This is a genomic window from Terrisporobacter othiniensis, from assembly GCF_000808015.1.
GTDB classification, from domain to species: domain Bacteria; phylum Bacillota; class Clostridia; order Peptostreptococcales; family Peptostreptococcaceae; genus Terrisporobacter; species Terrisporobacter muris.
Genome location: NZ_JWHR01000027.1, coordinates 1 through 22,369, shown reverse-complemented (window position 1 = coordinate 22,369; position 22,369 = coordinate 1). Strand labels below are relative to the sequence as shown.

The 22,369-nt window shown below is 27.3% G+C and carries 22 protein-coding genes; 2 read left to right on the top strand and 20 right to left on the bottom strand.

Features of this window, described 5'->3' with window-relative positions:
- Window positions 1–5 precede the first annotated feature (5 nt).
- Window positions 6–989, bottom strand: a complete 984-nt coding sequence (locus QX51_RS02070) for a M28 family peptidase (RefSeq protein ID WP_052232830.1) — start codon at window positions 987–989, stop codon at window positions 6–8.
- 423 nt (window positions 990–1,412) lie between these two features.
- Here QX51_RS02070 and QX51_RS02065 point away from each other — a divergent pair, with 423 nt between their 5' ends.
- Window positions 1,413–3,011 (top strand): peptide chain release factor 3, encoded by a 1,599-nt coding sequence (locus QX51_RS02065; RefSeq protein ID WP_039678253.1) that lies wholly within the window; start codon window positions 1,413–1,415, stop codon window positions 3,009–3,011.
- A gap of 55 nt (window positions 3,012–3,066) precedes the next feature.
- Here QX51_RS02065 and QX51_RS20515 read toward each other — a convergent pair whose 3' ends face one another.
- The 14 genes from QX51_RS20515 to QX51_RS02010 form a co-directional block, all read right to left on the bottom strand.
- A complete protein-coding gene (locus QX51_RS20515) occupies window positions 3,067–3,228 on the bottom strand; it encodes a hypothetical protein (protein WP_161791886.1) in 162 nt (53 codons plus the stop codon).
- A gap of 151 nt (window positions 3,229–3,379) precedes the next feature.
- Window positions 3,380–5,680 carry a M56 family metallopeptidase gene (locus QX51_RS02060; RefSeq protein WP_039678252.1) on the bottom strand — a complete coding sequence of 767 codons (2,301 nt, stop codon included), beginning with the start codon at window positions 5,678–5,680 and terminating at the stop codon, window positions 3,380–3,382.
- Between the two features lie 64 nt (window positions 5,681–5,744).
- Entirely contained in the window at window positions 5,745–6,119 is a 375-nt protein-coding gene (locus QX51_RS02055) for a BlaI/MecI/CopY family transcriptional regulator (protein WP_039678251.1), read from the bottom strand.
- 992 nt (window positions 6,120–7,111) lie between these two features.
- A complete protein-coding gene (locus tag QX51_RS02050) occupies window positions 7,112–7,849 on the bottom strand; it encodes a fibronectin type III domain-containing protein (protein ID WP_152607200.1) in 738 nt (245 codons plus the stop codon).
- Window positions 7,819–8,046, bottom strand: coding sequence for a hypothetical protein (locus QX51_RS20275; protein WP_152607199.1), 228 nt, complete (start codon window positions 8,044–8,046; stop codon window positions 7,819–7,821). The genes QX51_RS02050 and QX51_RS20275 overlap by 31 nt, the downstream gene beginning before the upstream one ends.
- Before the next feature lie 41 nt (window positions 8,047–8,087).
- A complete protein-coding gene (locus QX51_RS02045; protein WP_039678249.1) occupies window positions 8,088–8,567 on the bottom strand; it encodes a hypothetical protein in 480 nt (159 codons plus the stop codon).
- A gap of 117 nt (window positions 8,568–8,684) precedes the next feature.
- The gene (locus tag QX51_RS20510) at window positions 8,685–8,861 is read right to left on the bottom strand and encodes a hypothetical protein (RefSeq protein WP_161791885.1); all 177 of its coding nucleotides are present in this window, start codon (window positions 8,859–8,861) and stop codon (window positions 8,685–8,687) included.
- Window positions 8,862–9,121: 260 nt separating this feature from the next.
- A complete protein-coding gene (locus QX51_RS02040; protein WP_039678248.1) occupies window positions 9,122–9,739 on the bottom strand; it encodes a hypothetical protein in 618 nt (205 codons plus the stop codon).
- Entirely contained in the window at window positions 9,732–10,727 is a 996-nt protein-coding gene (locus QX51_RS02035) for a PD-(D/E)XK nuclease family protein (protein WP_039678247.1), read from the bottom strand. The genes QX51_RS02040 and QX51_RS02035 overlap by 8 nt, the downstream gene beginning before the upstream one ends.
- 40 nt (window positions 10,728–10,767) lie before the next feature.
- Window positions 10,768–11,760, bottom strand: coding sequence for a hypothetical protein (locus tag QX51_RS02030; protein WP_152607198.1), 993 nt, complete (start codon window positions 11,758–11,760; stop codon window positions 10,768–10,770).
- A gap of 61 nt (window positions 11,761–11,821) precedes the next feature.
- Window positions 11,822–12,337: an InlB B-repeat-containing protein gene (locus QX51_RS02025; protein WP_278246183.1), complete on the bottom strand. Its 516-nt coding sequence runs from the start codon at window positions 12,335–12,337 to the stop codon at window positions 11,822–11,824.
- A 268-nt stretch (window positions 12,338–12,605) separates the two neighbouring features.
- Window positions 12,606–13,757 carry a hypothetical protein gene (locus QX51_RS02020; RefSeq protein ID WP_052232828.1) on the bottom strand — a complete coding sequence of 384 codons (1,152 nt, stop codon included), beginning with the start codon at window positions 13,755–13,757 and terminating at the stop codon, window positions 12,606–12,608.
- A 201-nt stretch (window positions 13,758–13,958) separates the two neighbouring features.
- A complete protein-coding gene (locus QX51_RS19290; protein ID WP_052232827.1) occupies window positions 13,959–15,206 on the bottom strand; it encodes a DUF1232 domain-containing protein in 1,248 nt (415 codons plus the stop codon).
- A gap of 103 nt (window positions 15,207–15,309) precedes the next feature.
- Window positions 15,310–16,131: a hypothetical protein gene (locus QX51_RS02010; protein WP_152607197.1), complete on the bottom strand. Its 822-nt coding sequence runs from the start codon at window positions 16,129–16,131 to the stop codon at window positions 15,310–15,312.
- 534 nt (window positions 16,132–16,665) lie between these two features.
- Between QX51_RS02010 and QX51_RS02005 the strand changes: the two genes are divergently transcribed.
- On the top strand, window positions 16,666–17,238 hold the full coding sequence (locus QX51_RS02005) for a hypothetical protein (RefSeq protein ID WP_039678243.1): 573 nt from the start codon (window positions 16,666–16,668) through the stop codon (window positions 17,236–17,238).
- A gap of 149 nt (window positions 17,239–17,387) precedes the next feature.
- Here QX51_RS02005 and QX51_RS02000 read toward each other — a convergent pair whose 3' ends face one another.
- The 5 genes from QX51_RS02000 to QX51_RS01980 form a co-directional block, all read right to left on the bottom strand.
- Window positions 17,388–18,323, bottom strand: a complete 936-nt coding sequence (locus tag QX51_RS02000) for a PHD finger domain-containing protein (RefSeq protein ID WP_039678242.1) — start codon at window positions 18,321–18,323, stop codon at window positions 17,388–17,390.
- Between the two features lie 470 nt (window positions 18,324–18,793).
- On the bottom strand, window positions 18,794–18,925 hold the full coding sequence (locus QX51_RS20270) for a hypothetical protein (RefSeq protein WP_152607196.1): 132 nt from the start codon (window positions 18,923–18,925) through the stop codon (window positions 18,794–18,796).
- A gap of 130 nt (window positions 18,926–19,055) precedes the next feature.
- Complete coding sequence (locus QX51_RS01990) at window positions 19,056–19,322, bottom strand: hypothetical protein (RefSeq protein ID WP_039678241.1); 267 nt, start codon at window positions 19,320–19,322, stop codon at window positions 19,056–19,058.
- Between the two features lie 136 nt (window positions 19,323–19,458).
- The gene (locus tag QX51_RS01985) at window positions 19,459–19,827 is read right to left on the bottom strand and encodes a phage holin family protein (protein ID WP_039678240.1); all 369 of its coding nucleotides are present in this window, start codon (window positions 19,825–19,827) and stop codon (window positions 19,459–19,461) included.
- Between the two features lie 601 nt (window positions 19,828–20,428).
- On the bottom strand, window positions 20,429–22,318 hold the full coding sequence (locus tag QX51_RS01980) for a GGDEF domain-containing protein (protein WP_039678239.1): 1,890 nt from the start codon (window positions 22,316–22,318) through the stop codon (window positions 20,429–20,431).
- Window positions 22,319–22,369 lie beyond the last annotated feature (51 nt).

The window sequence follows — 22,369 nt, the reverse complement described above, 5'->3', positions numbered from 1 at the left end:
ATTAATTAATCAACATTTAATGCATCTAGAGTTGCTAGTCCAACTAATTTTACAGTTCTTTCTAATCTATCAACACTTACATTTCCTGTATGATCTTCTGGCTTATGATAGTATGGCTCTATAGCTGATCTTGGGTCATCTTTCTTTGCTGGATCTACATTTATAAATAATGCTGAAGGTATACCTTTTTTAGCAAATGGCACATGGTCTGAAGATCCCATAGGTCCATCATACTCTCCATTATATTCTACTTCATCATTTGATAAATAAGAAATTTTTTCTCCTGCTTTTTTCATATAGTCCGTTATAACATTTTCACCTTGATTATATGTATATACTGCAAGTTCCGTACATGGCTCGTATGCTGTAGCAACCATGTCTAAATTAAAATTCCCTTCACTTCTATTTATTTCATCTTCTGTCAAAGAATCTACATATGCATATGATCCTTTAAGTCCAACTTCTTCTGATCCACAAGCTACGAATCTTACTTCTTTGTCTATATCCATACTAGTCATTGATTTTGCTATTTCTAACATTGAAGCAACACCTGAAGCGTTATCATTTGCCCCTGGAGCTTTTGGAACGCTATCATAATGCGCTGTTAAATGTACAATTTTATTCGTATCATTTTTATCATTTTTTATACCTTTAACTCCAGGTTTCATAGTTGCAATTACATTCCATGAAGTTACTTCTTGTCCACCTCTAACAAATTTGAATTCTTGTATTTCTGTCTTATACCCCATTGATTTGAACTGTTTCTCTATGTATTTTGCTGCCTCGTATTCTTCTTTTGTTCCACTTACTCTAACCCCTATGTCTTCTGATAAAACTTCTATATGATTCATTGCTCTATTTTCGTTTACTCTGTTTAAAAATACCTTTTCTAATTTTTGCATATCTTTATTAGGTGTTGCAAATGAAGCTGTAGTCATCATTAATGTAGCTATTAGTATTGCTGGTAGTGCCTTTTTTCTTTTTATCATATTTCTATTCCCCCTTTTATTTTTCTGAATTTTCTGTATATCATTTCAGTTATATATAATAATAATATAACTTATATAATTTATCAATCTATATATCCATTATTTTCAATTATTTATTATTTCAATAAATAACAATATTTTTATACAAATGTTCCATTATTTTTACTTTATTCGTAGATTTTTTTCGTTTATTTTTTAAGTACGTTACCTATAGTATCATGTCTTTGTAGTAGCATTATTATTTGGTTTATGTTTTCTGCTCTTTCCTCTATTTCTATATTGACAGTTTTTGATTAAAGTTATAATATCAATTAGTATTGTAGTTTTTTATAGTACATATATAATTATGTTCATCTTAAAACTACTAATAAATATATTTTTATATTTGCATAATCATAAATTTAAAATAAAGGATGATAAAAAATGACAGAACAAAATTTAAACTTGATTAATGAGGTTAAAAGAAGAAGAACCTTCGCAATCATTTCACATCCCGATGCAGGAAAAACTACATTAACTGAAAAGTTTCTATTATATGGTGGAGCCATTCGTGAAGCCGGTTCAGTTAAATCAAGAAGATCTCAAAAACATGCAGTATCTGACTGGATGGAGATAGAGAAACAAAGAGGTATCTCTGTTGCATCAAGTGTTCTTCAATTTGAATATGATAACTTTTGTATAAATATTCTTGATACTCCTGGTCATCAAGATTTCAGTGAAGACACTTATAGAACTCTTATGGCTGCAGACTCTGCAGTAATGGTTATCGACTCTGCTAAAGGGGTTGAGGCACAAACAAAGAAATTATTCCATGTTTGTAAAATGAGAGGAATTCCAATATTCACATTTATAAATAAAATGGACCGTCAAGGTAAAGACCCATTTGAATTACTTGAAGATATTGAAAATGTTCTAGGAATTCGTTCTTGTCCAGTAAACTGGCCAATTGGTTCTGGTAAAGAATTCAAAGGTGTATTTAATCGTCATAAAAATCAAGTTGAAGTATTTGATGATGGTAACCATGGACAAGCTATTGCCAGCTGTATAACTGGTGATCCATCTGATGAGAAGTTCACTGATTTATTAGGTCATGACCTTCACGAAAAACTATTAGAAGATATTGAACTTTTAGATATTGCTGGGGATAATTTTGACTTAGAAACAATATTAAAGGGTGAATTAACACCAGTATTCTTCGGAAGTGCCCTTACTAACTTTGGTGTGGAGCCATTTTTGGAATCGTTCCTAGATATAACAACACCACCAACTGCTCGTAAAAGTAATTTAGGTGAAATTGACCCTACATCTGATAACTTCTCAGGATTTATATTTAAAATCCAAGCTAATATGGATAAAAATCACAGAGATAGAATCGCATTCCTTAGAATTTGCTCTGGTGAATTCGAAAAAGGTATGACAGTAAACCATGTTCAAAGAGGTAAAAAAATTAAACTTTCACAACCTCAACAGTTCGTGGCTCAAGACCGTGTAATGATTGATAAAGCATACCCAGGTGACATCATTGGTATACACGATCCAGGAATATTTAATATTGGTGATACATTAAGTGCAAAACAATCAAACTTACAATACACTGGTATACCACAATTTGCTCCTGAACACTTTATGAAAGTATCTACAAAAAATGCTCTTAAGAGAAAGCAATTTGTAAAAGGTGTTACTCAATTATCAGAAGAGGGTGCTATACAAGTATTCAAACAACCTAATGGTGGTATGGAAGAACTTATCGTTGGAGTTGTTGGTGTACTTCAGTTCGAAGTTTTAGAATATCGTCTAAAACAAGAATATGGTGTTGATGTAATGATGTATCCACTACCTTACGCCCATCTACGTTGGGTTGAAAATGATCTTTCTAAATTTGGTAAGCTTTCAATGCCAATGGATACATTACTAGTTGAAGATAAAAATAGAAATCCAGTAGTATTATTCGCAAATGAATGGTCTGTTAGAACTCTAGCTGAAAGAAATGAAGGTTTAGTTTTAAGAGAAACTTCTTTATAATAAATTTAATCCCCCTTACGTCTATTTTAAACGTAAGGGGGATTATTTTATATACTTACCAGCCCAAGTATTCTCCAACATAGAAAATTCCATATTTCGCCACTACCCAGTTTTCTAGTATTCCTTGAGTAGCTTCTTCTGTAGGTGGATTTGTCAAAGTATATATTTTTTCATTACTTTGCACATCTGCTTCATAAGGATGATCTGAAACTTGCAATGTAATTGCTTTTATGGGAAATCATGTTTTAAAAAGTGCAAGTCTAAGTGCCATCATTGGAGTCATTACAAGATATCCAATTATAACTACTATTGTTATTATCAGTATTAAACTTATTCTTTTTTCATTGTATATCCTCCATGAAGTTTATTTATATCTTGTTTATATAGTCTATTTGTTGTACATCATCTGGGTTATTCATATCTCTTCTTAAAATGGTTCCTCTAAATCCCGTTCCTGTAAGGGGATTGTATACATCACTCATTTTTGATATTCCTTTAATAGTTATAATATCATTTTGACTTTCACCTGCACCTATAGTAACTTGAGCATCCACTTTTTTTGTGTTTTTTCCTATAGTTAAATTATCCATAGATAAATGTAAATCTTTATCACTTTTGTTTTCCACTTTTACATAAACTTTTGCTTCATTATTCACTATTTTTATTTCATTTGCTGTAAATGTAACCTTGTCTTCTTGAATATATAGAAATTCTCTTCCTGAGTATTTTCTGAAAGAAATATATTTATCACTGTCTATTTTTATTGCTTTGTTATTATTTATTTCGTATGAAATTTCTTCTACTACCTCATTATTTTCATTAGTTTTTGTAAAATTTAAGACTTTAGTTGTTTTACTATAATCTGTTCTATAAATATATCTTTTTTTATTTTCTATAACTTCCCTAGTTCCAATATAATCAGGATATGTACCTACTTCTTTTAACTTCCATATGTTATCTAATGCAGATTCATCTATATTTTCTTTTTGTACATAATGATAAGTTACCTTTGATTTTCTGCCTAAACTTTCAACATATTTGGTTGCATCTTTGTTTATTTCTTCAAATAACTTTTCTGATCCCTTGGCACCATTTATAATATTCAAAGCTTTATAGGCTTCTTTTGTTGGAAACATATCTTTTATGGATTTTTCTAAATTGGCTCCATCACTTGCCATTTTCATATCTACATAGTAATATTTATCATTATCTTTTAATTTACTTCCTTCTTTTGAATTAGTTGTAAATGTTATTTTTAAAGGTATTTGTGAGCTAGCATGTACCAAATTAAATATATTATTTTGGAATTCATAATCTCCATAAGTTGCTATTAAGTAAATTTCTATTTTATTATTTTTAGTAGATTTACCTAAAATTTTATGAGCTTCTACTGATAATTCTCCCTCCCCGGAATATATTTTGGGATAGTTTTTTTCGTATTCTGATCCATATTCTTCTAAGATAACATTTGATATGGCCTTATCTAAGTCATCATCCACATTTATAGTTTTTCCATTTGTAAGTAGTACTCCACTCACTACAAGTAAACAAATTATACCTGTTACTGTAAATAACTTCTTTTTCTTAGAGAAATTCTTACTATTTTTTATTAGCTCTACTCTTTCTCTCATAGTTTTCTTATCATTAGCCATATTTAATCCAACTCTAACTTTAGGATTAAAACTAATTTTTTCTAAAACATTAAGCATTGTAATACCGTATTTATTATGTTCATCTTCATTCAAAACACTTAATACCCTTTCATCACAAGCTATTTCCATATCATTTCTCATTTTTTTGAAATAGTAATAAATAAGTGGATTGAACCAGTGTGCACATTGTAACACTCCAAGTAAATTATCTATGTAATTATCTTTATTTTTGTAATGACATAATTCATGTAAAAATATGTGAGTTAACTCTTTTTCACTTAAATTTATTAAGTTGCTTGGTAAAATAATTTTCACTTTAAACATTCCCACAAGTGATGGTGAGTTTATTGTATCATGTACTATTACTTGAATATTTTTCTTTATATTTAATTGTGATTTGCAGTTTTTTAATATTTTTTCTAGTCTTTCATATTTTAATTTAGAAGATTTTTTTAAGTCTTTTATAAAATAAATATGAATTACTATGTGACCAACTATTGCAAATATAAATCCACATAACCACACAACTGACAATATTGCTGAAAGTTTATCTTTATTTATACCTACTATTGGTGTTGAGGCAGTATTATCAATTACTTGGCTATTTTGTCCAAGATTTTCATTCTCCTCATTACCACTACTGTAATTGTATTGAGAGGTTGAGCCTGTGCTATTTGCTTCATTAGTTTTATTGTCTGTCTGTACATAGCTATTAGTTTGTGTAGCATTTGAATTACTATTTATATCATCTAAATTAGTACTATTACTTTCTAATTGATTTGTATTACTGCTCACTATGTTTTCCATATTAAAATTTATTGGTATGCTATTAAATAAACTTATATTACTTTCTGGTCCAAATGGAATAATCAGTTTTATTACTAATATAATCCAAAGTAAGTATGCATATCTTTTGTTAATTTTATTTTTCAGTAAGTTTTTTATTAGTAGTATTATAAAACCTGTGGCACTTCCAAAGACAGTAGCCCCAACTATATATCCCAAAATATTTTCCATAATTCACTTCCTTTTTTATTTACCATCTTAATATTTTAATTTATTTGTCAATACCATTTAATTTCTACTCGTCTTTTAACATGTCTTTTAACTCTTCTATTTCTGATTTTGATAATTTGTTACTTTTTACAAAGCTAAGTACCATTTTATTTATTGATCCACTATAAAGTTTTTCTAAAAATGACTTACTTGCATCATCTTTGTACTCATCTTCACTGACTGTTGGACTGTAGATATATGACTTTTTATTGCTTTTGTCTACTTGTACAACTTCCTTTGATACTAATCTTGTAATAAGTGTTTGAATTGTTTTTGGTTTCCAATCACTTTTATCTTTTAGTTCTTCTATTATTTCAGCACTTGTTGCTTCTTGTTTTTGCCATAATATTTTCATTACTTCTAATTCTGTTTCATTATTATCCCTCCTTAAACTTACAATTGTAATCTTTAATTAAATCTTACAACCGTAATCCAATAAAGTCAATAATTATTTACTAAGTAACTTTTTTGATGATTAATTATATAGCTTATCTACAAGTGTAAAAAAGTTGTAATATCCTAGCATATAAAAAATAATAGCCAAGTCATTCTAATGGTTTGACTTGATATTAAAATGTTGTAAAGTCTGTTAAGTTGTTATTAAATCGATAATTATTGTATAGCTCCTTTCATATTATGAAATAAAAGGAAGTAGATAGTATGACTACAATAGCTTGGGTATTTATGGGAGTTGCTTTCGTAATAATAACAAGTGCAGCAGTAGCATCATTATATACAATTTTAAAAAATAACAAATAAGAAATGATTTTTTTATATAATAACTCAAAATAGCCATTTATATTTATAATATATAGATAGCTATTTTTGTGTATTATTAAATTTATATAGATAATATTAATTCTATTTTGTTTATCTTTCTGACATTTCATCTACTATACTCTGAATGCCTCTAAAGTTACATTTTCCAAAAGATTAATATTCGAAACATTCGCTCTCCCCCAGGCATCATAGTCAAGGCATTTTGATGAATTGACTTTATAATAAAGAAATAAAATCTAGTCTTGCGACTAGATTCAATTTTCTAGCTATAACAAAAACGCTCTGGTCCTTTAAGGTTTCCAGAGCTCTAATTACTATAATATATTTAGTTATATTATAAATTATTTTCTTACTTAACTTTTATATATTTGATACTACTATACGAGCTATAAACTTTCTTTCCATTTATTGTTCTATAAGCTCTTACTTTATAGTAATATCCTTTTTTACTAGTTAAACCACTATTTATATAAGAAGTTGTAGAACTACCAGTTGTAGATTTTACCTTTAAGTAATTTCCAGTTTTCTTTGTTGCTCTATAAATTTCATAGCCACTAGCACCTGAAACTTTTTCCCACTTAACATAAGCTTTTTTAGTCCCTGCACTTAAAGTTACACTTGGTATAGAAAGTTTCGCGACGCAGACACTATATATGAGTAACTACTATATATTTTTTTCCCATTAACTAATCTATATGCTTTTACTTTATAATAATATGTTTTTCCTGTTATTAATCCTGTATTTGTATAACTTAAAGTACTTCCACTTGTAACAGTTTTTCTTAATGAATATGTTCCACCCTTACTTGTTGTTCTATATACTTCATAGCCATCTACATTTTCAATTGGTGACCAAGTTACTTTGTCTGAGCTATAGCTATTTGATTTAGATTGTATATTTAACACTGATTGTGGTACTATGTTTGATGTTATATTTCTGTCTTCTTTGTCTAATGCACTTACTTCTGACATCACATTAAATTTATCGCCTACTTTTAGTACAATATCTTTTGCTTGAATTTTAGGTATATTATTAATACTTCCATCAGGCAGTTTTGTACATTGATTTACATCAAATGTTTTTTCTATTGTATTTCCAAATACTGTTCTAAATGATAATGTCAACTTGTCTACATCACCTATGTAAAAGTCATCAATAATGAACTTCCCTTGAATTGAAGTATCTATTTTGCTTCCATTTACATATAAATCAACTACGTCTGGAATAGCTCCTTTTATATTTAAATATCCATCTACTATATTAATAGGATCATTATCTATTCTAACTGGAATATCAGTTACTGGATAAGCTGTGCAACTTATATTGTCAATTGAATTACTTCCTGACAATACAATTGTTCCATTATAATGTGAAGATGTAAATCCAAAATGCATTTCTCTTCCTTTAACAGTTTTGCATTTATGCTATTTGCTTTTAATGCTCCTAAAACATATATATCTCCATTAACTGTTACATTATTAAATGTAACTACTGATTCTGGTCCTATATATACATCTCCTTGTATTGTTTTATTGCTTATTGTCATATTTGTTTTATAGTAAGTAACATTTTCTATTGGAAATATGCCTATATATCTTTAGTCATCATATACAGCAAAATTACCTTTTGATAAGTCTTTAATCTCTCCATATTGGTATAACTCATCGTTATAGGTATACTTGAATATCCATTTAAGTCTTCAAAACAAATACTTTCTATTTTCCATACTCCTAGCTCACTTTTATCATTTATCTCACAAGTAGCTTCATATCGATTAGTTTCTTGATTATAACTCAAATCTACGTATTTATTTTGCCCTGATATTGGCATTCTATAAAACATGTGTGCACTCTTTATGCCTGTTTCGTCAGTTGCCTTCATGCTTATTTTTGCCACATTTCCAGCTATTAAATCTGATTTTTCAACTTGTATTGTAGTTTCATCTATTTCTGGTGCACTGGTGTCTACAGTAGTTCCACTAATAGTAAAATCACCCTTGGATAAATCCACACTATCACCATATGGATGTAATTCACTATTGTATATTCGATTTGAATATCCATCCAAATCTTCAAAGCATATACTTTCTATCTTCCATGTTCCTGGTTCACTTTTATCATTTACTTCATAGTTTGTCTCATATCTATCAGATTCTTCATTATAATTGAAATATATTATTTTTATTTAACCTGATATTGGCATTTTATAAACTATATAACCTTGACGTACTCCAACTTCAGATGTTGCTTTTATACTTATATTTATCCTATCTCCTACTGTTACATCTTTCTTGTCAATTTCTAATGTACTCACATCTATCTGTGGTCCATATTTACCTGTGTTAGCAAACGATTGCATCATTGTATTGAAGTATTTGTATCGACTTGCTTATATTCAACTCATCAAAAATTTACTTTTATACCGTGTATCTCTGCATTAGTAGCTTCATCTGTATTTGTCATTTTGATGGCATTTACTTCTTGATGTATGTCCAGTAATTTAAATATTCCTTATATATTTTCTATCTTATTCTTCCTCTAAGCTGTTAGTTTTTTCTATCTTATGCATATTTATCTCCCCTTACATATAATTTATTTAGTATAATTATATAGATAAATTATTTAAATTACTTTACTTTCTATAATTTTACTTTTATCAGGTATGCTATATATTTCTCTAACAGATTTGTCTGATGTATAAATTTTATGATTATTTTCAAATTCATCCTTCAATGATATGTAAAGTGTATTATTTTCATAAGTAACATGAGTAATAGTCATACTTTTTAACAATTGAAAAAATTTTCTTCTACTCTTTTCTGGATGGTATGTATATCCTCTATACCATGGAGTATTTTCATCAGCCTCTTGTCTTGTTCTTGTTGTAAAAGGTCTTCTATTCATGAAAAAATTCATTTGTTGACAGTCTATAACTATCCATTTGTACTCATTATTGTCTTTATATTGTATTCCAAAGTAACCCAAACCACCCATTCCATAAGATCCTATACAATCATCTACTGATTCTATTTGTTTATTTTTTAGTGTGGAAAAATCCTCAAATATCTCTATTTGTTTTTCCAAAATCATAGCTGAGTCAATATCTTCATCCCATATATATTTTTCTCTATTCTCAGATAAAATAAATCCCTTTTCTTCCCATTTTGATTTGTCTTTCTTCTCATCTTCATAAAGGGCTATATAATTATATATTAATACTGCTGATTGTTGATTATTCATGACTAACTTTTAATACTAACTCTTCTAGTACTTCCTCAGCTAATTTAATCATATCATCTAATTCTTCCCTAGTATTTATATCCCTTATTTCTGCAAAAGTCATATATAATCCATTTCCGAATTTAGGTTTCTTAATACGTTCATTACCAATATCTTTCAAGCAATTATATACATACCATCTAATATCACTTCTATAGTCTTTATGCCCACATTTTAATTTAAAAGCTATTCTTACTTTATTATTATCTTCATTATTAGGATTTGATTCTATTTGAAGATATAATTCATACTGAATTTGATTACTATTATTTGTATATTTTAAATCTTTCCAATTCCAGTAAAATCCTAAAAATCCACCTGATTTATTAGATACATAATCCCAACAAGGAGATTTTATTTGCTTCTTTTCTTGTAAATTACTATAATATCCTTTCCATGTAGACCAGCTCCATTTATTGATATTATTTTCTCCTTCATAAAGCTTTGTATAATACTCTTTTTCTTCTAAATACTCTATATAGTCTGTCAATAAATCATTGTCTAAATTACGGTATTTTCTTATAACATTCAATATATCTTCTCTATTTATTCTTTTATAACCAGCTTCTTCTACTCCATTATATAAACTTTCATTTTCAATTTTACAATATATATAATACTTGTTATAATTTTTATATTTTTTTTCATCATTTTCAACTGTTTCTTTATATCTTATTAACTGATTTGAATGATGAGAAGTGTTTATTTTATCTTCTATTACAATAACTTCTGAATCATTAACCTCCACTACTATATCCATATTTTTATATTGTTGCTTTATATTTATAGATTGAATTTCTATATCTTTATTTTCTGTAAATAGTCTTATCATGCCTTGTGATAAGCTTTTATACATTTGTTCATTACTATTCCCCCATGCTAATATCCAGCATATCATTGCATCATGTGTAAGTTCTTTTGTTGCGTAATTAAATATATTTGGCTTCACTTTCCTATCCCCCCTAATTTTCTTATTTAAAAATATTTACTTATCTCTTATTTATTTCACTAATTACCCACTTCATATACTCCTCTATAGAATCCTTATTATACTCCAAAGTTATATAACCTGATGAATCTTCATCTCTAACAACTGTAATGGTATAAGCAATACTTCTCCAACAATGGGCAAAGTTCTTACTTTCTTCAAAGATCCTAACATAATTCCATAGTTTATTCATATATCCACTAGATCCTGATTTTCCAACTTTTATAAGCCTACTTATATCTCTATTATCATAGAAAAATTTCATGTCACGAGGGTTTTTTTTATACAAATCAATAGAATCTCTAATGAAAGAAAGATTCCAAAATTCATCATAAGCCTTATCTTCATCTTTGCTTTTTATAGCTTCTTGTAGATTTTCTATAACATGAAACACCTGAGGTAGTTCTTTTAAGAAAATCTCATCTTGAGAATACTTTTTCAAATTCTCTATAGTCTGATTTATTTCTGAAAATATATCTCTGTTCTTTTTAGCATTTTTCTCATATTCATGGTAGTCAGATCTTATCCATCTACCTAGAACTTCCAAAGCAAATTTCACAGGACATTTCTTATCATTACCCATTTCTTTAGTCAATATAAATAGCCAGTCTTCACTATATAAATAATACCAAGCCTGGGCATATCCCTCTCTTACACATCTATTGTAAATATCCAGAATATCATCCATTTCTCTGTCAAAATCTTCTTCATTATTTATACATTCATATCTTCTCATTTCCTTTAAAGTAGTTTTTTTATTCTCACAGTACCATTTGATGTCTTCTCTTCTTTTTTCAAATAAATCTATAAATACTGATAAATAATACTCCTCCTCTGAGCATGGATGGAAAAATCTCTCTTCAAATAGAGTTTCATCATCTTCTAATATTTTTATCATTTCCTTGGCCTGTGGAACTTCCATTAGAAATAAGTCATCGTCTTTATATTTTTTTAACCCTTTATATATATATTCATAATCTAAATTAATTTTCACCATCTCCTTTTTTATAATTACTATAAAGGTAATATCCATATACTTTAACAATGAAAATATATTATTTAGTTTTAACATATTTAACAGTGCTATAAGAACCGTAAATTTTCTTATTGGAAGAGTCTATTTTATATACTCTAACTTTTATATAATAAGTTTTCTTCTTCTGCAAACTAGTCAAAGTTTTAGAAGTTGATATAGTTGATATTTTTTTAGTTGTACTTGATGAAAATTTAGAACTGGTTGAATAGACAATTTCATATCCTTTTGCATTACTTACAGATTTAGTATAAACTTTGATTTGTTTACTATCTGGTAGTGTAAGTTTAGAGATAGAGGCTTTACTTACAGAAACTTTCTCCCATCTAACATAAAGAGTTTTATTACTCATATAATAGTATCTTGTGGAAGATGTTATCTTACTTCCTCCAGTTTTTGATGTGTACCATCCTTTGAAATAATATCCTTGTCTTGTTGGATTTGGAAGTGTTCCTACTAATTTTCCTGTGGTAAATTTTTTTGTAGATGAAGTAGCTGGCAATTTTCCAGAGTTACTATTTAGAGTAAGTTTGTAGATATTATTACTTTTGTCTGTGCTGACTATTTCATAAGTGGAATTCCATTCTTTATTTACATATATTATAAAAAAATCTTTTTGTAAGTAATCCTGGGCAATAGAGTCCTTGGCACATTTGACATTTATTAAAAGACTGTAGGTAAGTTTGTTTTATACAGAACTATCTACAGTCCCAAATAGATTTCTTTTTAAGTTATATAGTTTATACTAATATATTCTAATTATCTTTAAATTCTACTTATATAAGTCATGTGCACTTCCGTAATAACTAGATGATAAATCGTTTTAAATTATCAATAGAAATAACTTCATCTAGGTACTTATTACCTATTTTTAAAACCTTATTAAACAAGAACTCACTTAAGCCAGTTTGAGGTAAATCCCAAGGTCTATTATAATGACTAATATTCCAATTTTGTAATAATGCTCTATCTCTGTAATTTTCACAATTAGTTATAACTGAATTTGCTGCTTGTTTTTTAGACACTCTTCTTTCCAAATAGTATTTACTAGCACTTCTAACTCCACTATGAATTATTGCAAAAACTTGAGATATTGAAAAATCATTTAATAATTCTTTCATTATAAGTAATGTTTTATCACCAGGATTAAATTCAAAATTCACTTTTTCCATTTGATAATTTAAATATTCTAAACATTCCTGTAATGCAATTTCCTTCCACATATTATATGCTTCCTCTATATCTATTTCTAAATTAGGATTTTTTATTTTATATAATGTATCACTTTTATCTTTATCATATTTGATATTCATATTATATTTTACTCTACTTAGATAAAATGTTTTTGGAAATTCGTCATTATCCTCAAAAGCTGTTATATCAGAGTATATATATGGAGATATAATTCTTTCACGAAATAAATATCTAGGTATTTCTACATCTAAGTCATTTGGCATAATATAAATATCAGTTTCATCTAATGAGTTTAAGTGCGAAGTATCTTCACTTAAGCAATATTTAACTAAAGTACCTAAGTATACTCTTTGCTTAAAACTTAAACTTTCTATATCTATTAGAGTATATCTACTTGGATTATATAAATCTATTATTTTTTCCCTTTTTTCTTCATTTATACGTTTTCTAATCATAATACAAGTATCACAGTTGCAGTTAGGTGTATTTTCATGACCACAAACAATACAGTAGGGTTTATTTAGATTATATCCATACAATGATTTTGACTCTCTTTTCTTAAACATATTACTTTCACAATGAACACAAAATTCATCCTCCAACTCTTCTGGTGGAAAATAGTTATAAAGAACTGATGGTGTAACATCTACATTATACTCTTTTACTAATTCCTTTACTGTTTTTTCCCCTTCATAATATGAATTAATTAAATCATCTAATTCTTCTTCATTTAAATGCTGTAATTTTTCATGTATTTTTAGCAACTTCCCCACTCCCCTTTATTAAGCCCTAATTATCTTTATTCTATTATCCCATTAGGTATATTTTAACATAAAAATAAGTACCTTTCGAATAGGTACTTATTTTTATTTTATAAATTTACATTAAAATCTACAATTCACTAAATTATATAAAGGAATAAGCCTCTTAGCCAAGCAGTTTCAATGGGTTGACTTGCTATCCTTTTAAAACTCTTCTATCGCTTCTCTTCTTATATTAATTTTTCTTTGGATATCTTCATATACTGATTTCAAACATTGGCTATCTATATCAGACAGTGAATGGTATTCAACATCAATATTCCACTGTATTTTTACACATTCACTAATATTTACACTGCTCGTAACTTCACAATATTTTTTTATATTAGCTCTAGTATCTATATCTAAAACTGAATTAAGTTCTAAACTTCTATTAATATTTGTTCTTTTTAATCCTTGTATAAATCTTTCATTGAATATAGTGTCACTTATAATGGAATTATCTGTGAAATACCATATTAACTTGTCTATAAAATCTGTATTTTTTAGACTTTCACTTAAGTCCATTTTTTCAAAAACACTCTCTATTTTATCTTCCTGTACGTTTACACCTTTTATATTGATATCATTATCACCATCAAATATTGATTTGAATTTAGCCTTTGCTGCTATCTTTTTATCTGTTGCAGTAGCTATTTTTCTTGTGCATGTAATTTTTTCAACTCCCAAAGCTTTTAATATCATTGTAGCTTCATTAAATATGCTATCCGTAATATATTTATCAAAATCATTTGCTGGAACTAAATGCTCTCCTATATTTCTATTTAACACATAAACTTCATTTCCATTAATCATTTTTCCTGTAATCAGTTGTGCATATATGTCGTTTCTCTTTCTAGAAGGTATATTCCATATAAATAAATTTTTCTTTTGAGTTCCAACAGTTTCATCTGTAGAAGTTTGTCCTTTTAATTTATATATAATTGTTTTATCACTTTTGCCTTTTTTATTATTTAATTCAGTCATATACTTTTCTATAGCTTTACCTAAAACTCCTACAGTAATCATAATTGCACCTGCATCGTCTACTAGTCCCAAAGCTGGGATTATATCTGGGATTATATCTGCTGGATTAAATACATATATTAAAGATGCTAAAGCTACTATCTTACTCTTCCACTCTGCTGTTGGATCTTTTAAGAGTTTATACATAGCTTCAATATACTTTACTACCTTTTCTAAAGGAGTTCCTTTTATCTTTTCATATATTTTGGATTCATTTTTTAATATATCTTCTAAATCATCTTCTGTATATTTATTGTCTTGTAAAGTATCTTTTATTTTTTTATATTCACTTTCTTTGATTATATGAGTATCACAATAGGGGCATGTTATTAAATCAGCCTTACTTATTTCAAACTTTTCATTACATCCTGGACATATATATTTCATTTTTACTCTCCCAATAAATAATTGCTATTATATTTTGCTTTTCTTATTTCTATTTAATGGTTATACCTTTATGTATATTTATATTAACAAACTTGACCAGATGTCAAGGTTCTTGACAGAATGCTCTAATAGGGCACTGTGTGCATTTAGGATTTGCTGTACATACTTCTCCATATCCTTCCGCACAATAATTCCATACCAATGAATCAATTAGAGCCATTGATAGCCCTGTATTTTTCGAGATCCTTAAAACCGTTTCATAAACCTCTCTCATAGATGCAGGAGAGTGGTTACCTTTTCCCATACGATTACCACCGAAAAAACGGCACAAATGAACATCCGGTTTTGCACCATCTATTCCAACATTACGTAGATATTCCCAAGCTAATGGTTCTCCCACATTATGTAACTTATATTTAGAATTATATGCCGATAAACTTTTTACGACTTCATAGACAGGTGCTGATGTAACAAACGCATCCATACTACCATAATCTTGCTCTATCTTTTCCATTGTTTCTATGTTCTTATTGATATTTCGCATCTGTGAGGCAATATTTCGATTTCCACATTTTATTCGACATATTTCATTTGCAAAAAAATCACCATCTGTTGATTTCACTCTATCCACATCGTAATTATAGAAAATAGAATCTATTTCTGAAAGATGTGGTACTATCCTACTCCAAGGGCGTTGATTACTCAATAAAGAATATATTAAACCTTGCAAGTGGTCTGATAACGAGTATTCCTTGCCCTTCTTTCGTGCTATAACATTTTCTTCAACAGTACTTTCATATATTTGCTTATTCGACAACCACTCTCTGATAATGTAAATCCACTCAAAATTTTCCTTTTCTTTAACTTCTCCTTGAACATAAACACAGTTATATGTTTTAGCTATTAATTCGCACAATCTAGCCAAATACTGAAGATTACACTGATACACTACATCTGGGGAAGGATGTACCATACACTCATCTCCCCAACGATCTTTATTTTTCTCAAATTCTCGAATTTCCTTAATTAAAGCGTCTCGTTCTCTTATTAGACCTTCATAACTTTTATCTTCCAAAGATTCCATATATGATTCTAGACTAATCATCATAAGCCTCCCCCCTCCCTTTTTACATATGTTAATTCTATATTGTTTTTAATCATATTCTACAAATAAATTCAACTCATCTAAACATTTTTTATAATTTGGAAACTTATTAGCCCTTAAAGCAAATTTTCTGTTATGTTCTCCAAAATCCTAATAAATAGTTTCATGATACACTACTGATGAAAAATTATACTCTGGACCTTTTTCAGAGTTTTAAGCAATTCTATTATTATCTTTCTTGATTATAATTATTATATCATAATGTTATCAAAGGGTAGATTTCTCTACATACTTATTCCATCATTTTAGTATATTTATACATTAACTTCGCAAAATAAATACTGAGGTGATTATATGAAAAAAATATTAAAAATCATTATGGTTTCACTCTGTATTCTTACAGTCAGCGCACCCAATATACTTGCATCAAGTAAGTCAAATGAGTTAAGCACAAAACAATACACTAAGACTTTGAAAACCTATATAAAAAAGGATAAATTTGATACTTTAGATAAATATCCAACTGTCTTAAATCCTATAAAATTACATAAAGCAGAAAAAGTTGGTGTAGACTATGGCTACATTGAACCAACTTTAAAAAAAATCAAGGAAAACAAGAAAAAAACTCAATCTCTTATTTCTTTTTTAGAAAATAACTCAACAAATAATAAAGAGATTAATATATTAGCCAAAGATATGTTGTCCATGTTAAATGATATGAACGATAATTTAGATAAAGCTTATAATGAATTTAAAAATCAGTATAAAAAAGATATTTCTGAATGTGATAAACTAGATAACCTTCAATCTAAACCTACTTATTTTGGTTTTAAAAATAAATTATGTGCTTATGACTATATAAATAAATACAACGACCGAGTTGATAAAGTAATGAAAATTTACAATCAAATAAAGAAAGTATCATAGTACTACAAAAAGCCTGGAGAATTGAACTCCAGGCTTTCATATTTATTTTCAAAATAAAATCACTATAATAATTGTGACTGTAGGTAAGTTTGTTTTACCCAAACCTCTCTACAACCATAAATTAAAGTTTCATTATCTATATCAAATCCCTATGATACTTCTTTCGTATTTGTATTACTAAATTCCGTATCTGTTTCTATATAATTTTCAAGTACTCTATATTTATCTAAAAAATCATCAGTTTTGGAACTATTTTTATCTGAGTATTCATTATAGTTTCCTGTTGGTTCAATTGCAAAATCATAAAAATTAGTATATGAATTATATGTATCACTTATTATATTTAGCACATCTGATAAATCTTCACTACCTTCAGGTATTGATTTTAATTTACTATATAACAATTGTATTTCTTCATCATAAGTTTTAGCTAGCTCAATCTCCTCGTTTTTATCCAAAACAGCCATTAAAATAGCTGAATCTATACTAGAGCCATGTTTGTCCTCAAAAATATTTTCATGCCAATATTTTTGAACTGTATCTGAAATATCTTCTAAATTTGCTCCTGCTAATAGTACTTCTTCTTGATATTCTTTTACTAACTGAATATATTCTATCCTTGCTTGTTGTTGTTCTTGTTTTTTATTATAATTATGAACCGAAACACCTATTATGCTAATACCTATTATGCATAGAATTATTATTAAGTACTTTTTGTTGAATTTAGGTGAAACTAGATTTTTTACTGGTTTATCTTTATCTACTTCATCTGCTTTCATACCACATTTAGGGCAGTAACACTGTCCGTCTTGTAATAACTGACCACAATTTGTACAGAATTTATTATCTTTTAATTCTGTTTCTTCACCTTGTGTTGAATTTTCATTTATGTTCGTTTCTTGATTATTTTCTTCTTCCAATTGTAAATCATTCATATTATCATGATTGCAAATTTTGCATAAACCATTGTTGTCTAATAAGCATTTTTTATGGTATATAGCATCGCAGTTTTTGCACAAAAATTTATCTTCCTCATCAACTTCTTCATCACAAAAAGTGCATATATTTTTATCCGTTTCATCCATACTAACCCTTCCCTCCACATTATATATTTTTTAAATTATATGATTTTATATGGGTATATATGTACTTTGAGTTGTAGTAGATAGACATACAGAAGTACCTATTTATGCTACATGCCATCCGGTTATAATTATAAGGCACACAATGGTTCATTTACTATATTCAAAATCATTTCTGCTTAATAAATTTTGATATTCTATTCTCTTAAATATACAGTATAATAAATCTATAAAATAATCTGAAGTTACATAATGAAAAAAAGTATAAAAGTAGTAGCAGCTATTATAGAAAATGAAAACAATGAGATATTATATGCTTTAAGATCTCCGAGTATGAGTCTACCAAATATGTAGGAATTTTCAGGTGGGAAAGTTGAAGAAGGTGAGTCTTTATGATCTGCAATTTAAAGTGAAATTAGAGAAGAATTAAATTGTGATGTAAGAGCTTTAGAAGTTTTCCATGATAATACTCATTAATATGAAAAAGCTATAATTCCTATTTTCTTGCAGAAATCATAAATTTCGTCTAGTACCCCTGATTGTGGAATATATAGAATCATTCCTTTTCTACTTCTTGTTAAAAGTACTCTATAGATATTTTCCATAATAAGTTCATGATTATTATATTCTTTATAGAAAATTCGCTTTGTACGCTGACCAAGTCACAAAGCTAGAAATAAAAAAATATCCCTTAAGTTTATGCTTTATAAACAAAAGGGATATTTTTTTATATATTTACATTGATTTTTTTTTAGTTAAATTTGATACCACTGTCTTTGTAATTATCCATAATATTAAAGTAACTATTATAGATATAGTTCCTATCTTCACATCATAAGCCATAGCTAAAATACCTGCCAATAAACAAAAAATCCAACTTATAGGGCTATATCTAAATTCTGAATATTTCATATCGTGAAGTTTATCATATGCATATACCCCTAATCCAAATAGTATAAATACTACTCCTATTACGGTTCTTACAATTTCAACTGTATCCATAATATCCTCCCCTTAATTCTTATATTTAATTACTTATTTAAATAGTATCATAATTATTTCAAATATCTACGGAGATTTTATTATTTATAAAATTATATTGTATATAAGATAAATATTCTTTTAAATATACTTTTAATTACATAGCTCTAACAGGAAATACTGCATCTAAAATTCCAATAACTATAGCCGCCAGTACTGCTCCTATAATACTTACACCCATATTAGGAACTAAAAATTGTGCTAAGTATATTATTATTGCTGCAATTATAAAACCTTTTATACCTTTTCCAAAAGGAGATGCATCAACTCCCATAAGCAATTCTGCTAAATAGTCTAATCCAGATATTACAACTGCAGCTATTAAAAATGACCACATTCCATTTATTGAAAATCCTGGAGTTAAAAATGATGTTATCATTAGAATAATTGCAACTAATATAAATCTTCCTATCCATCTTAATAAATTATTATCATTTCCTCTTTTTTCATTATTATCATGTGCCATATAAGCTACTCCTTTAATAAAATTTTATAATTACTTTTTACCATTAGATCATACAAATAAACCCTCAGTATTGATTAAATAATTTGCTTTTAAATAATAAATATTTATTATTTTTACATTATAGCTATATATTGACCAATATATTCAATATTATCCTCTATAATATTGAATATACTTACAATTCTTATTTTTATTATTATCTAGAATACTAAGTTTATATTAGAATATAGTATTTATAAAAATCAAAAGATGCTGCCATAGCCATTCCTTCCTGTATGAATAAAAAGTTTCCTATTTTTTATAAATTTATTAATATCATGACACTTTGGTCTAATAATCTTAGAATTATACTTAGTTATGTATTTTTTATTCTCTGTTTTAAATATGGATTTTATTTCGTCTATCGTAATTTCTACTTTTCTAAATTCTTCGTCAAAAAAAACGCATATAACGTATATTTAATATTTTGTTCTTTATTTGTACAATAATGTACCATCATTTGAAGTATTAGCTTAATTTAGTGTCTATTCTATAACTTGTTGATTTGTAACTTCTAAACTATTTACTTACAAATAATATTCCAATTACTTTTTATATTAATTTATGATGTAACCTTATTTTTTCCAGTCTTTTTAGATACATATAGTTTTTCATCTGCTTTCTTAAATGTATTACTTCCGTTATCATCTGAATGTGCTACCCCTATACTTAATGTAGTAACTATATCCTCTTTCCAATGTAAAAATTCAACTCTAGCTCTAATATTTTCAGCTAATTGTAATACCTCTTCTCTAGATTTATCTTGAGAAATTATTACAAACTCTTCGCCACCATATCTAAATAAAGAACTTTTTTCATCTAATAATTGTTGAATTACCTTGCAAATATTAATTAAAACAATATCTCCTATATCATGTCCAAAATTATCATTTATACTCTTAAAATTATCTAAATCTAAAATAATAATAGAAAATAACTTATCTTTGCTTAATAACCTTTTATAAGTTGTATCAAAATGTCTTCTATTATAGGCATTGACTAAAACATCTTGCTTACTTTTTACTTTTATATTTTTAATTTTATTAAATAATATTATAACAATTAATCCGCCCACTATTATTAAAAGTATAATTAATCTATAATGATTTGATATAGATTTATTTTTTTCTATTAGTTCATTTTCATTATTAATTTTATCTAAAATGTAAAATGTATAATTTCCATATCGCTCGTCTTCTTCTTTTTCTTTTAATTCTATTAACTGCTTATAATAATCACTTCTTTTAGTATCATCATCTTCTACATCTATTAAGGCTTCTAAAATTTGCTCTACTATATATATATTATTTTTATTTTCATCTAACATTGACTCATAAAGTTTAATTGCATCTTCATATTGATTGGTCTCTTCATAAAACTTTCCTAATGCTAATGAATAAGAAATCTCTTTTCCAATATAGTAATCCTCTTCATCAATTTCTTGCAAATACTTAGAGTTATCTAAATGTTCTTTTGCTAACTTTAAGTCATCTTCCATTATAGCAATTTTTGCATCCATATTAGCTTTTATTATTTCTATATCACGATAAGTATCAATCGGTATACTATCTTTATACTTAGGTATTTTCTCTGAAACTAGCTTGGCATTCTTATAGTCTCCTCTAGTCAGATATAACTCCCCAAGAGTTAATAAGCCATAAGTTTTTATATCTGCATTTTTAAATTCATCTTCTAAATCAATAGATAAAGATTTTTTTATTAACTCAATACCAGTTTCTATTCCTCCTAGCTTTTTAAACAATTGTGCTAATTCAATTAACCCTTCTGATGTTTCTTCATGTAAATTTTGCTGATTTGATATAATTATTGATTTAACTGATACTTCTGATGCCTTTGCATAATTATTAATATAAAGATATAAGTACCTTAACTCTTCATTTATTTTTAGCTTAATTCTATTTGTTGCATCTTTATTATCTAGTAAACTTTCTAATATTTCAATTGAAATAGATTTATCATCAGCTTCAGATGCTACCATTCCTAAGAAATAAGTTATTTCATCTTCATTATTCTCAAACTGCTTTCTTTTTATTTGATCAAATATATTTATAATTAGCTCTTTAGCTTTATTAGATTTATCATTTTCTAAATAATATTTATATAGAAGTTGACCTCCTAAGATTTTAGAATTTAAATATTTACTTTCTTGTATATTACTTTTTATATTTTCCTCTTCTTCTTGACTAATTATATTATCTGCATATTTAATATATGTATCTATAATAAACCGGTCCGACTTTTCTCCATTTTTATCTAAAAACTCTTCATATTCAGATAAAGATTCAGAGCTTATTTTTTCAGTGGATTCATAATCCTTTTTAAACTCTTTTATAATTTCTGTATAGCTAAGATCTGTATTACTAAAAAGAATCTCTTTTGAAATTATAAAACTTAATATAATAAAAATAACAATCAAACATTTCTTTAACATAAAATTCTCCTTTTATTATAATTTTTTCAAAATAGGCCGTGAAGTCTATAT

Bases quoted from the DNA above. Each gene is read 5' to 3' on its own strand.
- QX51_RS20275 (WP_152607199.1), bottom strand. From the start codon at position 8,046: ATGACAATAAGCAATAAAACAATACAAGGAGATGTATATATAGGACCA.
- QX51_RS01985 (WP_039678240.1), bottom strand. From the start codon at position 19,827: ATGGCACATGATAATAATGAAAAAAGAGGAAATGATAATAATTTATTA.
- QX51_RS02040 (WP_039678248.1), bottom strand. From the start codon at position 9,739: ATGAATAATCAACAATCAGCAGTATTAATATATAATTATATAGCCCTT.
- QX51_RS20270 (WP_152607196.1), bottom strand. From the start codon at position 18,925: ATGGAAAATATCTATAGAGTACTTTTAACAAGAAGTAGAAAAGGAATG.
- QX51_RS02000 (WP_039678242.1), bottom strand. From the start codon at position 18,323: ATGGATGAAACGGATAAAAATATATGCACTTTTTGTGATGAAGAAGTT.
- QX51_RS02060 (WP_039678252.1), bottom strand. From the start codon at position 5,680: ATGGAAAATATTTTGGGATATATAGTTGGGGCTACTGTCTTTGGAAGT.
- QX51_RS19290 (WP_052232827.1), bottom strand. From the start codon at position 15,206: ATGAAATATATATGTCCAGGATGTAATGAAAAGTTTGAAATAAGTAAG.
- QX51_RS01990 (WP_039678241.1), bottom strand. From the start codon at position 19,322: ATGGATACAGTTGAAATTGTAAGAACCGTAATAGGAGTAGTATTTATA.
- QX51_RS02005 (WP_039678243.1), top strand. From the start codon at position 16,666: ATGAAAAAAATATTAAAAATCATTATGGTTTCACTCTGTATTCTTACA.
- QX51_RS20510 (WP_161791885.1), bottom strand. From the start codon at position 8,861: ATGATGCAATCGTTTGCTAACACAGGTAAATATGGACCACAGATAGAT.
- QX51_RS02065 (WP_039678253.1), top strand. From the start codon at position 1,413: ATGACAGAACAAAATTTAAACTTGATTAATGAGGTTAAAAGAAGAAGA.
- QX51_RS01980 (WP_039678239.1), bottom strand. From the start codon at position 22,318: ATGTTAAAGAAATGTTTGATTGTTATTTTTATTATATTAAGTTTTATA.
- QX51_RS02070 (WP_052232830.1), bottom strand. From the start codon at position 989: ATGATAAAAAGAAAAAAGGCACTACCAGCAATACTAATAGCTACATTA.